The organism is Synechococcus sp. 8F6 (genome assembly GCF_002252665.1).
GTDB lineage: Bacteria > Cyanobacteriota > Cyanobacteriia > PCC-6307 > Cyanobiaceae > Cyanobium_A.
In genome coordinates, this window is the sequence record NZ_NQKZ01000015.1 from 31,420 (window position 1) to 44,984 (window position 13,565).

Genomic DNA, 13,565 nt, shown 5'->3' on the forward strand with positions numbered 1-13,565 from the left:
ATCAGCGCACTCCGCCGCAGCCTGTCCGGCCATGTCCACCCAGGTTGCCGCCCCAAGCGACCGCCAGCAGCTCTTGTTGACCGCATTGCGCCAGGCCAGCCGGGAGCTCTCCGGCCAGGACCTGCACGCCCTGCTGCGCCAGGGTCCCCAACCGATGGGCCTGGCGACGGTGTACCGGCACCTGCGCCAGTTGCAGCAGCGGGGCCTGATTCGCTGTCGCCACCTGCCCAGCGGCGAGGCCCTGTTCGCACCCACCGAGCGCGATGAGCACCACCTCACCTGCGTCGATTGCGGCACCAGCGTGGTGTTGGAGCAGTGCCCCATGCACAACGTGTCGCTGAAGGGCGAGCAGGCCGCCGGCTTCCAGCTGCTGTTCCATACCCTGGAATTCTTTGGGCTCTGCCGCGCCTGCCAGGAACGCCAGAGCGCCTAGCCGCAGCACTGGCCTAACCGCAGCTGGGTGGCTCAGCCGCAGCAGTGGTTGCCCACCTGCAGATCGCCCAGGGCATGGCGCACCTGCTGGGGGGTGCCGTCGGCGAGCAGGCCGCGATCGAGCACCAGCACCCGGTCGTAGGCGTCGAGGTCGAGGCCCCAGTCGTGACTGCTCACCAGCAGGGTGAGGCCGGCATCGCGCAGCTGCCCCATCACCTTCAGCAGCTCCGTGCGGGAGGGGGGATCGATGGCGGCGCAGGGCTCATCGAGCAACAGCACCCGGGCTGGCTGCACCAGCGTGCGGGCCAGCAGAGCCCGCTGCTGCTGGCCACCCGATAGCTGATCCAGGCGCCGGCCTGCCAAGCCCGCCAGGCCCACCCGCTGCAGGGCCGCCTCCACATCGCAACAGCCGGGCCGCTGGGCCGCCATCCGCCCCAGGGCCACCAGCTCGCGCACGGTGATCGGGAAATGCCAGGCGATTTCGCCGCGCTGGGGCATCAGGGCCAACTGCTGCCGCACCAGGGCGGGCGTCAGAGCCGCTCCGTCCAGCCGAATGGTGCCGGCCGCGATCGGCAGTTGCCCCTCCAGGGCCTGCAGCAGGGTGCTCTTACCGGCTCCATTGGGGCCCACCAGGGCCGTGAGGGTGCCGCGCTCGAGGGCAAAGCTCACCCCATCGAGGGCCAGCTCGCCGCCGCGGCGCACCTGCAGCTGGCTCACCTCTAGGGACACCGAATCGCCACAGGGTCCCCAACGCTAACGAGACGCCCCGACCCGGCCGCACTGAGAACCATTACGTTCAAGTTTGCTGTTGCGGCCGGTCAGCGCTGCCACGTCATGCCGATCAAGCCTCAAGAAGCGCCCGTGCATCCACGCACTGCACGCCCAGCTTTGGCGGGGGCAACAGCGGCTGGGGCTGGAGCTGACATGGCCCTCGCCCTTGCCGGCTGCGGAGCCCCTCCGCCTGCCGAAGTGATTGCCGGCGATGGCGTGCTCTGTGACATCACCCAGCGCCTGGCCGCAGACGACCTGCGGGTGAGCTGCCTGCTGCAACCGAGTGACGACCCCCACCAGTTCCGACTGACACCACAGCAGAGCCGCGAACTCAGCCAGGCCCAGCTGGTGCTGATCAATGGGTATGGCCTCACCCCCTCCTTAGCCGGCCAGAGCAAGGCGGTGGCGGTGGCCGAGCGGGCCGTCCCGGGGAGCCCCGAGCTCAAAGCGCTGCAGGACAGCCACGGCGACCACCATGAGGAAGGAGGGCACGATCACGGCGATCGGGATCCCCATGTGTGGCACGACCCCAGCCAGGCCAGCGCCATGGTGCAGCTGGTGGCCCAGCAGCTCGAGCAGCTCAAACCTGCGGCCCGCCCCCGCATCGCCGCCCGGGCACGGGCGATGACGGCCGTGCTCGGCCAGCTCGACCGCTGGAACCGCCAGCAGCTGGACACAATCCCCGCCCCCCGGCCCCAGGCCAGCGGGCACCGCGCCTTCGCCAGCCTGGGGCGGGCCTACGGGCTCCAGGAGCTGCCCCTGGTCGACTCGATGAGCAGCAGCGACAACCTCCGGCCCCAGGCCTTCCAGGCCGTGGTGAAGCAGCTCAAACAGGAGCAGGTTCCGATGCTGTTCAGCGAACAACTGCCGCCCAGCAAAGCGCTGCAACGCATCAGCGCCCTCAGCGGCGTTCCCCTATTGGCCGAGCCCTTGGTGGCCGACGGCCTGGCTCTGGCAGGCGATGGCTCCGCCACCAGCCTGGTGGCCACCCTCAGCGCCAACACCTGCCTGATCGTGAATGGCCTCGGAGGTCGCTGCGACCGAGCCAGCCAAGAGGCTCTGATCGAAAGCTGGCAGGCGATTCGCTGAAGCAAGGCCGGAATCAGGCAGGAATGAGAATCGTTATCATCCTCGGGCAACTCTGCTGGGCTGCAATCCGCAACCCTTGGTGACCAAGCAAATGGCATCGATCCGACAAGGTCTGACTGCAACGGCAGTCCTGGGCCTGCTGACACCCGTCGCGGCTGCAGCAACCGAGCTCAACCTTGAGCGCGTCAACCATTACGCGCGCAGCCAGGAGCAGGTCACCAGCATTGGCCAGTTCTCCGATCTGCGCCCCACCGACTGGGCGTACCAGGCCCTCAGCAACTTGATCGAGCGCTATGGCTGCGTAGCCGGCTACCCCGATGGCACGTTCCGCGGAGGCCGTTCCATGACCCGCTTCGAGGCCGCCGCCCTGCTCAACGCCTGCCTCGATCGCATCACGGACGTCACCGACGATCTCAAGCGCCTGATGGCCGAGTTCGAGAAGGAACTGGCCGTGCTCAAGGGCCGCGTCGATGGCCTGGAAGCCAAAGCGGGCGAACTCGAGGCCACCCAATTTTCCACCACCACCAAACTTTCTGGCCTGGCCACCTTTGTGGTGGGTGGGGTGAGCAACAACCCCGCCGGTGAGCAGGTCACGTTCAACTACGACGTGCAGCTCAACCTCGACACCAGCTTCACCGGCAAGGATCTGCTGCGCACGGTGCTGCGGGCCGGCAACTTCGATGGAGAACGCAATGCCTTCGGTGGCGGGCTCTCCACCTTGGAGATCGCATTCCAAGAGGAGGGTGGCCCCGATGTGCTGGGCATCGACAAGCTCTTCTACCAATTCCCAATCGGCAGCCAGTTCACCGCCACCTTCGGCGGCCGGGTGGGCCAGGAAGACATGCTCGCCCTCTGGCCCAGCGCCTATCCCAGCGACACGATCCTCAACGCCCTCACCCTCAACGGTGCACCCCTGGCTTACAACAAAAACCTCGGCCCCGGCTTGGGTCTCTGGTGGCAAGACAACGGCTTGAGCGTGAGCGTTAATTACGTCGCCGCCAACGCAGCCGATTCCAGCCAGGGCCTGTTCACCAGCACCTCAGCCGGCACCAGCACCGTGCAGCTGGGCTATGGCCAGGAGAACTGGGGCCTTGCGGCGATTTACTCCTATCTCAATGGCGGCGTGGGTGTGCCCGGCGCCACACCCTTTATCACCGCCGAGATTGAAGGGTTCGGGGCCAGCACCAATGCCTTCGGCATCAGCGGCTTCTGGCAGCCGGCCGAGGGTGGCTGGATCCCGTCGATCAGCGCCGGCTACGGCCTCAACCGCAGCTCAGGCACGAATCTGCGCACCAGCCAGTCGTGGATGGTGGGCCTGCAATGGAGCGATGTGCTGGCGGAAGGCAACAGCTTTGGCATGGGTGTGGGCCAGCCGGCCTTTGCCACAGCCACCCGCAACGGGGCCGACACGGAGAAGGGCGTCTGGGCCTGGGAATGGTGGTACCAGTGGCAGGTGACCGATGCCATCTCAGTGACCCCGGCGATCTTCTACCTCAACAACCCGGGCGGAAATCAGGGGGGCGGTAATCAGGTCGGTGCCCTGATCAAAACCAGCTTCCAGTTCTGAGCCAGGGGCGATCCTGCCCTTCCTAAGGTCCAATTCTCTCGGCAGCTCCCGATTCGATGACCGCCAGCGCCAGCCCCGCCCCCACGGCCAGTCCCACGGGCTTGCCGGTAACGATCCTCACCGGCTTTCTGGGAGCTGGGAAAACCACCTTGCTGAACCACATCCTCAGCAACCAGCAGGGCCTGAAAACGGCGGTGCTGGTGAATGAATTCGGGGAAATCGGCATCGACAACGACCTGATCGTCGCCACTGGCGACGACATGGTGGAGCTGAGCAACGGCTGCATCTGCTGCTCGATCAACGGCGAGTTGCTCGAAGCGGTGTATCGGATCCTGGATCGCCCCGAGCCGGTCGACTACCTGGTGGTGGAGACCACCGGCCTGGCTGACCCGCTGCCGGTGGCCATGACCTTCCTGGGCAGCGACCTGCGCGATGCCACCCGGCTCGACTCGATCATCACCCTGGTGGATGCGGAGAACTTCAGCGACGAGCTGCTGGAGGGCGAGGTGGCCCGGGCCCAGATCGTGTACAGCGACATGCTGCTGCTCAACAAGTGCGACCTGGTGGCCGAAGAGCGGCTGAACGCCCTGGAAGAGCAGCTGCGCAGCATCAAAACCGACGCCCGCATCCTGCGGTCGGTGAACGGTGAGGTGCCCCTGCCGCTATTGCTGAGCGTGGGCCTGTTCGAGAGCGACAAAATCGTTGCCGAGCAGCAACGCACGGCGCAAGAAGACCACAGCGCCTGCGACCACGAGCACGGCCACTGCGAACACGAGCACGAACACGCTCACAGCCACGCGCACAACCACGATCACGATCACAGCCACGCCGACCATCCCGACCACGCCGCGATCGAGGGCTTCACCTCCCTGTCGTTTGCGGCGGAAGGCCCCTTTGCCCTGCGCAAATTCCAGAACTTCCTCGACAACCAATTGCCGGCGGAAGTGTTTCGGGCCAAGGGCATCCTCTGGTTCAACGAGAGCGAGCGGCGGCATGTGTTCCACCTGGCCGGCAAGCGCTTCTCGATCGACGACTCCGACTGGCCCGACGCCACCCGCAAAAACCAGATCGTGCTGATCGGCAAAAACCTCAACCACGACGCGCTGCGCCGCCAGCTCCAGGTGTGCGTTGCCAAAGATTCCGGCAAGGGCCTCGCCTGAGCGGGATACTGAATCTGAGGCCTTCGCCATCGCCATGCCCCCCTCCTCCCTCCGCCAACTGGCTCCCGCCGCCGCTGCCGGCCTGGCCTTGAGCCTGCTTTCCGCCCTACCCGCGGGGGGCCATGGCCTCGCCTCTGGCGGTCTGGTCGCCGGAGCCAGCCACCCCCTGCTGGGCGTCGACCACCTGTTGCTACTGGTGGGCGTGGGTGGTGCCGCCGCCCTGGCGGGCCCCTCTCTGCTGCTGGTCTCCCTGGCTGCAGCGGTGGTCGGATCCCTGTTCGGCGCCTTCGGCGGCAGCCTGCCCGCTGCGGAAGTGCTGGCCGCCCTCACGGTGTCGGGGCTAGGGCTCGCCCTGCTGGCACGCCAGCGCAGCCACCAGTTGGACGGCCAGGGGGTACTGACCGTGGTGCTGGCGGTTGGCGTGGCCGTCCACGCCATGCTGCACGGCCAGGAAGCCGGCGGCAGCGCCTCCGAGCTGCTCGGCTGGTGGATCGGGGCGGCCCTGGCCTCCACCGCCGTTGTAGGCACTACTTTTGCTGTGCTGCGCAAGAGCAAGCCCGCCTGGGGCCTGGCCCTGGCCGCAGGCCTCACCCTTGGCGGCGGGCTGCTCGCCCTGGCTCCGCTGGTGTAGAAACCGCCCCGAAACCAGACACCATCGCTACAGCACCCCCTTGCCAGCCTGGCTACGATTACTCGAGCCAATCCGAACGCCATGGCCGAAATCATCCTCTTCACGGGCGTCCTCGCTCTGTTCGGCCTGGCCTTCTGGCTCACCACCGTCTCCGATGACGACAACGGCGGCGGTGGGTTGATGCAGCCGGTGCTGGTGCCCGTGCGTGTCCGGCGCAGCCGCTAGACCAGCGTCAGAAAATCGGGTTGAAACAACCAGCCAGGCTGATCGGGGTGATCCCGCAAATGCCCATATTGGCGCAGTTGTTGCAGCGCTCGCGTTGCTGTTGGGCGCGTTGAACCGATCAACTCGGCCAATCGCCCATGGGATAGGCAAAACGGCAGCCAATACCCTTGGCCAATCCTGCGCCCGTGGTGCCAGATCAGCGCCTGAAATAGAACCTGTAGACGCCGATCTGCCTGGGGTTGACTGCGTAGCCGTAACAGCCTCAGCATCCAATCGCTGATCAAATCGTCGCCGAACCCGAGACCATCTGGCAGATCACGCCAGACCACCGAGAGATCCGTCAGCGCCTCCAGACAGCCTGCGCAACCGGCGGGGATCCGAATCAACTGCACATCGCCAGGGCCAACAAAGGCCAATGTGAGTTCTGAATCGGACAACCGGCCAAAACCACTGGTGATGGAAAGTTGCAGCCAGCTGCCCGACGTGTCTGTGGACAACAGCACCGATTGACCGACGTTGATCTGCACAACACATCCATGGCAGGGCGTCTGCGTTCCAACAGCGCAATCCCATGATGCAAGTACGCGAAGGGCTAAAAAGGCAATGCTCACCAACAACGGCACTCCACACCAGCTCACGTGACATTTGATACCCTGACTTGAATCAGAACGGGGCGATCAAGCTCCTTTCATCCAATAGAAGTAGGCGCAGTTGATTCCCATTCATTGGGAATCCACCTACTTCTGTTGTGAGGAGTTCATGAATCCGTTCCAGCGCATGCTGCTGGCACCTGCCGCCCTTGGCTTGGTGCTGCCTGCCGTCATCGCCCCTGAAACCGCAGCCGCGGGTGAACTGGCGTCGCTGAATGGCCGCGAGGCCATCAACGACTACATGGAGCAGCAAGAAATCGACGAGCTCAAGGCCTGGCGATCCAAAAACCAGGTCACCAGCGTCAACCAGTTTTCCGATATACGGCCCACCGACTGGGCCTATCAGGCCCTGACCAACCTGGTGGAGAAGTATGGCTGCGTGGCCGGCTATCCCAACGGCACCTACAAGGGTGGCCAGGCCATGACCCGCTACGAAGCGGCGGCCCTGCTCAACGCCTGCCTCGACCGCGTCACTGAGGTGACCGACGAGCTCCAACGCCTGATGGACGAGTTCAAGAAAGAACTCGCCGTACTCAAGGGCCGCGTTGATGGCCTCGAAGCCCAGGTGGGCGAACTGGAAGCTCAGCAGTTTTCCACCACCACCAAGCTTAAAGGTGAGGTGAACTTCATCCTGGGAGGTGTGCCCGACTACGACGGGAGAACCACAGTTAACCAAGATCGCACCACCTTCAACTACGACATCCGCCTCAATCTCGACACCAGCTTCACCGGCAAAGATCTGCTGAAAACCCGGCTGCGCTCAGCCAACTTCAGCGCAGCCAGCCCCTTCAACGCCGGCGACAGCCTGTTCAAGCTGGACAAGGCCTCCAGCACCAATGCTGGCACCGGCGGCGTTGGCGGTCTCGACACGGTCACGATCGACCGCCTCTTCTACCAGTTCCCGGTGGGCAAGGAGTTCACCCTCACAGCAGGAGCCCTGGTGCGCAACACAGAGATCCTGGCCTTCATCCCCACGGCTTACCGCTCCCAACTGCTCGACTTCTTCACCACGGCCGGCAGTCCTGGGGTCTACAACAAAGCCACGGGTCAGGGTTTTGGTGCCGTCTGGAAGCAGAACGTGGCCAAGGGCAAAGGTTTCTGGAATGCCTCGCTGAACTTCATCGCTCAAGACGGCGAAATCTCCAATGAGGGGATCTTCGACAGCGACGGCAGCCTGAACACCACGGCCCAGATTGGCTACAAGGGCAGCAACTGGGGTGCAGCGGTGGCCTATCGCAACGGCACCTTCGGCACCCGCACCATCAACGCCAACGGCTCGGCCTACAGCAGCCTGAGCTCGGGTCAAACCTCCAACAACGTCTCGGTAGCTGGCTACTGGCAGCCGCTTGACACGGGCATCATCCCCTCGATCAGCGCCGGCTACGGCTTCACCGACATCAGTGGAACCGGGTCGGCCGCCAATTCCGACTCCTGGTATGTGGGCCTGCAGTGGGATGACGCCTTCGCCAAGGGCAACGCGGCCGGCATCGCCATCGGCCAGAACCCCAGCGCTGGTGCCGGCGTCGATGATCCGCTGTCGCTGGAGCTGTTCTACAAGTTCCAGGTGACCGACAACATCTCGATCACGCCTGGGCTCTTCTACATCACCAACAGCTCCAACCAGGTAGGCAGCCAGGACCTCTGGGGCGGCGTGATCCAAACCCAGTTCCGCTTCTGATCGCGGCATGACGCAGCCGGCGTAGCAATTGCTACGCCGGCCCCTTGCATTCATTACGGGACCAGCCGACGACATCCGACAGGATTCCAGAACGTCCCGATTCACCCCACCTGGCATTCGTTGTTATGCGTTTCAAGCTCACGGCCATCCCCACCACAGCCCTGGCCACCACAGCGCTGGCAGCCACCACCCTGGCTAGCGCCATCGGTGTGGCCAGCATGGCCCAGAACCGGCCCCAGGACGTGAATGTCTACTCGGGCCGCCACTACAACACCGACAAACAGCTTTACGCCGAATTCACCCGCCGCACTGGCATCAAGGTGAACTTGCTGGAAGGAAAAGATGACGAACTGATTCAGCGCCTCAAGAGCGAAGGCAACAAGAGCAAGGCCGACCTGCTCGTGCTGGTGGATGCGGCCCGTCTCTATCGAGCCCAGCAGGACAACCTGTTCCGCTCGATCTCCTCACCTGAGCTCAACAAGGACGTTCCGGCCAACCTGCGGGATCCCGGGGGGCGCTGGTATGCCCTCACCCGTCGCGCCCGCCCGGTGATGGTCAACACAGCAATGGTGAACCCCAAGTCGATCCGCACCTACGCCGATCTCGCCAAGCCCGAGTTCAAGGGCAAGCTCTGTCTTCGCAACCGGGCCAGCGTCTACAGCCAGTCGCTTGTGGCCGATGAACTGGTGCGTCGCGGGGCAACGGCAACACGGCAATGGGTCCGAGGCGTGGTTGCCAACATGAAAGAACCCTTCTTCACCTCCGACACCACCATGGTGCGGGCCGTCGGCCAGGGGCAGTGCGGCGCCTCCATCGCCAACCAGTACTACCTGGCCCGCCTGCTCAGCGGCGACAACACAGCCGACCGCGCCACCGCCAAAAAGGTGCGCGTGGTGTGGCCCAACCCCACCCACGTCAACGTGACCGCAGGAGGGGTGACCCGCAGCTCCCGCAACCCGGAAGCAGCCCGACGCCTGCTGGAATTCCTGGCTTCTCCCACCTCCGGGGAGGGCTATGCCGCCGCCAACAACGAGTACCCCCTGAAAGGCTGGGGCAACAATCCCACCCTCAAGGCCTTCGGCACCTTCAAGGCCTCTGCGGTGTCCATGGAGCAGCTGGGTCAGCGCAACCGCGAGGCGGTGCAACTGATGACCGAGGCTGGCTGGGAGTAACGAGCGCGCAAAGCGTTGACGCCCTCCACGACCCAAGACGCCACATCCCATGGCCCGGTCGGCTCCAGCAGCCGGACCGGGCTTCTTGTGGGCGTCCTGGTGGCGTGCGGGCTCGCCTTGCTGCCGCTGCTGACCCTGCTGAAGGATGCCCTGATCGGTGGCGGCGACACGCCATTGGAGCTCGGATTCGACGGGGCCAGCCAGGTGAAGGGCACGCTGCTGTTGGTTTCCGGTGAAGGCCTCCTGGGTGCGGTTTTGGGCACGGCGATCGGCTGGCTCACGGCGGTCTGCCGCTTCCCGGGCCGCCGCTGGCTGCGCATTGCTCAGCTGGTGCCCATGGCGTTTCCGGCCTACCTGCTGGCCGCGAGCCTGATCGATTGGGGCAGCCATCGCGGCATGCGCATTCACGGCCTGGGCTGGGCGGTGGTGCTCCTCACCCTGGCCAATTACAGCTACGTGTTTCTGCTGAGCACCGAAAGTTTCTCGGTGAGTGGCCGGCGACTGCTGGAGGCCAGCCGCAGCCTTGGCGTGGGCCCTTGGAGCAGCTTCTTTCGGGTGGCCCTGCCGATCGCCTTGCCGTCGATCGGAGCCGGCGTTGCCCTCAGCGCCATGGAGGTGGTCAATGAGTTGGGCGCCGTACGCCTGCTGGGGGTGCCCAGCCTCTCGGCTGGAATCCTGGACCGCTGGCAAGTGGATGGGGATCCCCAGGGAGCAGCCCTGCTGTCGCTGGTGGCGCTGGGGATTGTGGCCGTGCTGATCGCCACCGAGCGCCTGCTCCGCCAACGCAGCCGCCGCTGGAATCTGGAGGGCAGCCGAGGAGGCGGGCACGTCTGGCCCTTGACGGGCTGGCGCTCAGCGCTCGCTCAACTCCTCTGTGCCCTCCCACCACTGGGAGCCGTGGCGATTCCAGTGCTCTGGATCCAAGAGGGCTGGCAGGGTCTGGAAGCCGAATCCATCGCCGAACTAGGCCAACTGGCCAGCCGCAGCCTGGGACTGGCCCTGCTGGCCACCGCTGTCACCGGCCTGGCGGCTCTGCTACTGGCCATCTCCCGGCGCTGGAGCCCCCAACCCTTGGTGCGACAGCTGAGTTTCCTGGCCGGGCTGGGCTATGCCATTCCCGGCAGCGTGCTGGCGCTTGGTCTGATCATCCTGGGGGGCCCCCTGGGGTTCAGCCCAGTGCTGCTCTTGCTTTGGGGCTATGGCGATCGCTTCATCGCCGTGTCCAAACAAGGGCTTGATGCGGCGCTGGAGCGCATCCCTCCGAGCATCGACGAAACGGCCACCAGCCTGGGTTGCGATTGGCTGGGGGTGCTGCGCCGCATTCACCTGCCGCTGCTCAGGGGGCCCCTACTGGTGGGCTCGCTGCTGGTGTTTGTGGACGTGGTGAAAGAGCTACCGATCACTCTGGCCTTGCGCCCGTTCGATTTCGACACCCTGGCGGTGCGGGTGTTCCAATACGCCAGTGATGAGCGAGTGGGAGCAGCCATGGCGCCGGCACTTTTAATTATGATTTTTGGTCTGATTGCGGCTTTTGCACTGATACCAACCCTCGAACAACACGACTAATCGCGCGATTAGTCGCGGCCGCAGCGGCACTTGCCGCCCTTCCAGTGGGAACACTTGCTCTGCTTGCAACCCTTTTTCTTGTCCACGCTGGGGCCGCGCTGGCCAAGGGGCGAACGGGCGTCGTTGCTGGGGCCGATGGGCTTGGCCATGGCGACAACCTCTGTCGTGAGGTCGAACTCTTGAATCAGCCTATGAAGGTTCAGGCCTGCCAATGACGGCCTCTGCGCAGATTTGACGCCGGATTACCGGCGGTTGTGCCATTTGCAACACGTTTCCTTTGGGACGACTGTGGCTACGGTGCAAACAGCGAATCGAGCCACACCATGGTGCAGTCCACCACCAGCACCAACACCACCAGCCCCGTGGCCACCGGGCCCGCAGGACGGGCGATGGCCCAGCCGATGGAGGCCTCCCTACTGGAGGGCCTGCAGCAGCACCTGACGATGGAACGCCAGGCCAGTGCGACCTATTGGGCCATGGCGATCTGGTTTGGCGAGCGGGAGCTGCGGGGCTTCTGCAGCTACCTCAAGGGCGAGGCGAGCAACGAGCAACACCACGCCGGACTGGTGGCCGACTACCTGGTCGCCCGCGGCCAGACCGTGCTGCTCGAAGCTGTGGCTCCGCCGCGCCAGCACTGGCAAGGCGCCGAAGAGGTTTTCTCCGCCGTCTTCCAGATGGAGGCGGAGGTGACCAGCTCCTTGCAACAGCTGTATGCCATGGCGGAGCGGGCCGGCGATGTGCGCACCACCGTGTTCCTCGATCCGATCGTGCAGGGACAGATCGACTCCGAAAACGAGGCCGCCCATCTGCTGGGGCGGATCCGCTTCGCCCAGGCCAACCCCGCCGCCATGCTGGTGATCGATGGGGAGCTCAGCCAGGGCAAGCACGCCCCTGAATCACTGGCGTTGTAACCCCCTAGCAAGGCAGGGGCCGGCGGGTCAGTTCTTCCAGAAACGCCACGGCGAGACTGTCACGCAGTCCAACGCTGCGGCGCAGCTGGCTGGCACAGGCCTGCAGCTCCTGGCGGCGGCTCTGCAGTTGCTGGAGCTCCCTCGTCAGACGCTGCAGCAGTCGCTCCTCACGGCAACGGCCCAGATCGGCCATCACCTGCGCACCGCGGCAACGCAGCTGGTCCATTTCGTGGCAAAGGCTGGCCACCAGGCTGGCCGATGGCTGGGCGCTGAGGTGGGGGGAACGGTTGGTCATCGCAGGGCTCAGGCAGCAGCCAGGGGAGCGGTTTCGATCAACACCGGCGCCAAGCGCATGCCGGGCTCGCCAACGGGGGCTTCGATCAACTGGGCCTGGCGAATGCGGGAGATCAAACGGGTGGTGGTGACGCGGGTGGTGCCGATCAGTTCACCGATCCGCTCATGGGTGAGCCGGAAGGGCAGATCACACCAACTGCCGCAGCGGCGGCCCAGCCGACGCACCAACAATCCCAGCAGGGCATGCAGGCGCTGTTCGGCACTGCCGAGATGGCGAATGCGCAACAGCTGCAGGGTCCACTCGTTGACCGCATCAAATCCCTCGCCCTGACGGGGAGTTGCATCGCTGCGGAAGCTGAGGGGCGTGAGGGCCTCGACGCAGACGCCCTCGCTGCAGAGGCGATCAACACACAGCTGATCCCCTGCCTGCAGAAAGGCGAGGGTCATCCCTTCGGTCTCCTCACAGGGGCAGTACACACGGGCCACGCCATCGAGCACCTCGATGCAGCTGCCACTGGGGCGCAGGGCTGGATCGAGCAGCACGGTTTGCCCGACGGGCATGCGCACTGCAGAGACGGGGTCGTCGGAGAGGAAGCGAAAACTCATGGCCGCCGCGCGGACTTATTGCGAATGACTCGCAACCTAAACAAGATCGCCGCCTTTTGCAAGCGATTCTCAATAACAACTGTCAATTGCAAGGCGGAGGGGCAGCCGCGACAGCCTGATCACCGCCCTGCCAGCCACTGGCTGGATCAGACCCTGCCGCCCCCCGTACAGCCGCAAGCCCCGAGGCAGAGAAAAACCGAAGACAACAGCAGAGCGGCCCATCGGCCACCAATAATTTCGTTTTTCGACGATTATTTCCTCAATTGCAACAGCACAGTGCCGCAAATGTGCGTTTTGTAGCCATGCGCAACAGCCTGCAGACAAGCATGGTGATCGTGATCACGATGACAAGGCGTCCCACCATCGCTGGGGATTTCTTTTCATGTTGAACCGCAAGACTCTCTGCAGCAGGCTCGGACTGGTGACCGCAGCCGCATGCACCTTTGCATCGGCACCATCTCTGGCGCAGACCGCCGCATCAACGACGCTCTACAAACTCGACACCCATTGCAGCGTCAAGCAAGGCAAGCCACAAAACTGCGTCGTTGAAGTAATCCAGGAGGGCGACGCCACCCTCTATCGCCACAAGATCGGCAGCAACATCGAAACAGTGCGCATCACTGACATGCCGGTGCGCATGAACCTCTGGAACGCTAAGAGTTTGCGGAAAAACCGTCAGAAACGCCGCGTTCCTCCCTCTCGCGATCTGATTACTTGCTGTTCGGGCTGGATTTCGCTGATTCAGCGGTTCAGAACGCCAGATTTCAGGCGTTTTGCCCCGTTGGGGCTTCCTGGAAGCCGCCTCATTGGCAC

At 64.6% G+C, this 13,565-nt stretch carries 15 protein-coding genes and 1 pseudogene; 11 read left to right on the plus strand and 5 right to left on the minus strand.

What is annotated here, in order from left to right; all coding sequences use genetic code 11:
- Positions 1–31: 31 nt before the first annotated feature.
- Positions 32–433 (plus strand): Fur family transcriptional regulator, encoded by a 402-nt coding sequence (locus tag CJZ78_RS10720; RefSeq protein WP_094561315.1) that lies wholly within the window; start codon positions 32–34, stop codon positions 431–433.
- Between the two features lie 32 nt (positions 434–465).
- Here the strand turns inward: CJZ78_RS10720 and CJZ78_RS10725 are convergent, their stop codons facing one another.
- Positions 466–1,149, minus strand: coding sequence for a metal ABC transporter ATP-binding protein (locus CJZ78_RS10725; RefSeq protein WP_233128698.1), 684 nt, complete (start codon positions 1,147–1,149; stop codon positions 466–468).
- Between the two features lie 207 nt (positions 1,150–1,356).
- On the opposite strand from CJZ78_RS10725, the gene CJZ78_RS10730 reads away from it, so the two are divergent.
- The 5 genes from CJZ78_RS10730 (at position 1,357) to CJZ78_RS14215 (ending at position 5,875) form a co-directional block, all read left to right on the plus strand.
- Positions 1,357–2,292 carry a metal ABC transporter substrate-binding protein gene (locus CJZ78_RS10730; protein WP_158217071.1) on the plus strand — a complete coding sequence of 312 codons (936 nt, stop codon included), beginning with the start codon at positions 1,357–1,359 and terminating at the stop codon, positions 2,290–2,292.
- 91 nt (positions 2,293–2,383) lie between these two features.
- Complete coding sequence (locus CJZ78_RS10735) at positions 2,384–3,859, plus strand: iron uptake porin (RefSeq protein WP_094561330.1); 1,476 nt, start codon at positions 2,384–2,386, stop codon at positions 3,857–3,859.
- Between the two features lie 56 nt (positions 3,860–3,915).
- On the plus strand, positions 3,916–5,019 hold the full coding sequence (locus tag CJZ78_RS10740) for a GTP-binding protein (RefSeq protein WP_094561318.1): 1,104 nt from the start codon (positions 3,916–3,918) through the stop codon (positions 5,017–5,019).
- 34 nt (positions 5,020–5,053) lie between these two features.
- Positions 5,054–5,650: a HupE/UreJ family protein gene (locus tag CJZ78_RS10745; protein ID WP_094561319.1), complete on the plus strand. Its 597-nt coding sequence runs from the start codon at positions 5,054–5,056 to the stop codon at positions 5,648–5,650.
- 81 nt (positions 5,651–5,731) lie between these two features.
- Positions 5,732–5,875, plus strand: coding sequence for a hypothetical protein (locus CJZ78_RS14215; RefSeq protein WP_198953883.1), 144 nt, complete (start codon positions 5,732–5,734; stop codon positions 5,873–5,875).
- Here CJZ78_RS14215 and CJZ78_RS10750 read toward each other — a convergent pair.
- The gene (locus CJZ78_RS10750; RefSeq protein WP_094561320.1) at positions 5,872–6,402 is read right to left on the minus strand and encodes a helix-turn-helix domain-containing protein; all 531 of its coding nucleotides are present in this window, start codon (positions 6,400–6,402) and stop codon (positions 5,872–5,874) included. The two genes, CJZ78_RS14215 and CJZ78_RS10750, sit on opposite strands and share 4 nt — an antisense overlap.
- A gap of 232 nt (positions 6,403–6,634) precedes the next feature.
- Here CJZ78_RS10750 and CJZ78_RS10755 point away from each other — a divergent pair, with 232 nt between their 5' ends.
- The 3 genes from CJZ78_RS10755 to CJZ78_RS10765 all read left to right on the plus strand — a co-directional run bounded on the left by CJZ78_RS10755 (position 6,635) and on the right by CJZ78_RS10765 (position 10,941).
- Positions 6,635–8,203, plus strand: coding sequence for an iron uptake porin (locus tag CJZ78_RS10755; protein WP_094561331.1), 1,569 nt, complete (start codon positions 6,635–6,637; stop codon positions 8,201–8,203).
- A gap of 125 nt (positions 8,204–8,328) precedes the next feature.
- Entirely contained in the window at positions 8,329–9,375 is a 1,047-nt protein-coding gene (locus tag CJZ78_RS10760) for an extracellular solute-binding protein (RefSeq protein ID WP_094561321.1), read from the plus strand.
- A gap of 99 nt (positions 9,376–9,474) precedes the next feature.
- The gene (locus tag CJZ78_RS10765) at positions 9,475–10,941 is read left to right on the plus strand and encodes an ABC transporter permease (RefSeq protein WP_369802054.1); all 1,467 of its coding nucleotides are present in this window, start codon (positions 9,475–9,477) and stop codon (positions 10,939–10,941) included.
- Between the two features lie 8 nt (positions 10,942–10,949).
- On the opposite strand, the gene CJZ78_RS14220 is transcribed toward CJZ78_RS10765, so the two are convergent.
- Positions 10,950–11,090, minus strand: a complete 141-nt coding sequence (locus tag CJZ78_RS14220) for a hypothetical protein (protein ID WP_198953885.1) — start codon at positions 11,088–11,090, stop codon at positions 10,950–10,952.
- A gap of 174 nt (positions 11,091–11,264) precedes the next feature.
- On the opposite strand from CJZ78_RS14220, the gene CJZ78_RS10770 reads away from it, so the two are divergent.
- Positions 11,265–11,852 (plus strand): ferritin, encoded by a 588-nt coding sequence (locus CJZ78_RS10770; RefSeq protein WP_261355960.1) that lies wholly within the window; start codon positions 11,265–11,267, stop codon positions 11,850–11,852.
- A gap of 4 nt (positions 11,853–11,856) precedes the next feature.
- Here the strand turns inward: CJZ78_RS10770 and CJZ78_RS10775 are convergent, their stop codons facing one another.
- Both CJZ78_RS10775 and CJZ78_RS10780 read right to left on the minus strand, forming a co-directional pair.
- On the minus strand, positions 11,857–12,147 hold the full coding sequence (locus CJZ78_RS10775) for a hypothetical protein (RefSeq protein ID WP_094561323.1): 291 nt from the start codon (positions 12,145–12,147) through the stop codon (positions 11,857–11,859).
- An 8-nt stretch (positions 12,148–12,155) separates the two neighbouring features.
- On the minus strand, positions 12,156–12,752 hold the full coding sequence (locus CJZ78_RS10780) for a helix-turn-helix domain-containing protein (protein WP_094561324.1): 597 nt from the start codon (positions 12,750–12,752) through the stop codon (positions 12,156–12,158).
- A gap of 421 nt (positions 12,753–13,173) precedes the next feature.
- On the opposite strand from CJZ78_RS10780, the pseudogene CJZ78_RS13810 reads away from it, so the two are divergent.
- A pseudogene (locus CJZ78_RS13810) lies at positions 13,174–13,565 on the plus strand (hypothetical protein); the annotation flags it as partial.

Bases quoted from the DNA above. Each gene is read 5' to 3' on its own strand.
- CJZ78_RS10720 (WP_094561315.1), top strand. From the start codon at position 32: ATGTCCACCCAGGTTGCCGCCCCAAGCGACCGCCAGCAGCTCTTGTTG.
- CJZ78_RS10730 (WP_158217071.1), top strand. From the start codon at position 1,357: ATGGCCCTCGCCCTTGCCGGCTGCGGAGCCCCTCCGCCTGCCGAAGTG.
- CJZ78_RS10735 (WP_094561330.1), top strand. From the start codon at position 2,384: ATGGCATCGATCCGACAAGGTCTGACTGCAACGGCAGTCCTGGGCCTG.
- CJZ78_RS10740 (WP_094561318.1), top strand. From the start codon at position 3,916: ATGACCGCCAGCGCCAGCCCCGCCCCCACGGCCAGTCCCACGGGCTTG.
- CJZ78_RS10745 (WP_094561319.1), top strand. From the start codon at position 5,054: ATGCCCCCCTCCTCCCTCCGCCAACTGGCTCCCGCCGCCGCTGCCGGC.
- CJZ78_RS14215 (WP_198953883.1), top strand. From the start codon at position 5,732: ATGGCCGAAATCATCCTCTTCACGGGCGTCCTCGCTCTGTTCGGCCTG.
- CJZ78_RS10755 (WP_094561331.1), top strand. From the start codon at position 6,635: ATGAATCCGTTCCAGCGCATGCTGCTGGCACCTGCCGCCCTTGGCTTG.
- CJZ78_RS10760 (WP_094561321.1), top strand. From the start codon at position 8,329: ATGCGTTTCAAGCTCACGGCCATCCCCACCACAGCCCTGGCCACCACA.
- CJZ78_RS14220 (WP_198953885.1), bottom strand. From the start codon at position 11,090: ATGGCCAAGCCCATCGGCCCCAGCAACGACGCCCGTTCGCCCCTTGGC.
- CJZ78_RS10770 (WP_261355960.1), top strand. From the start codon at position 11,265: ATGGTGCAGTCCACCACCAGCACCAACACCACCAGCCCCGTGGCCACC.
- CJZ78_RS10775 (WP_094561323.1), bottom strand. From the start codon at position 12,147: ATGACCAACCGTTCCCCCCACCTCAGCGCCCAGCCATCGGCCAGCCTG.
- CJZ78_RS10780 (WP_094561324.1), bottom strand. From the start codon at position 12,752: ATGAGTTTTCGCTTCCTCTCCGACGACCCCGTCTCTGCAGTGCGCATG.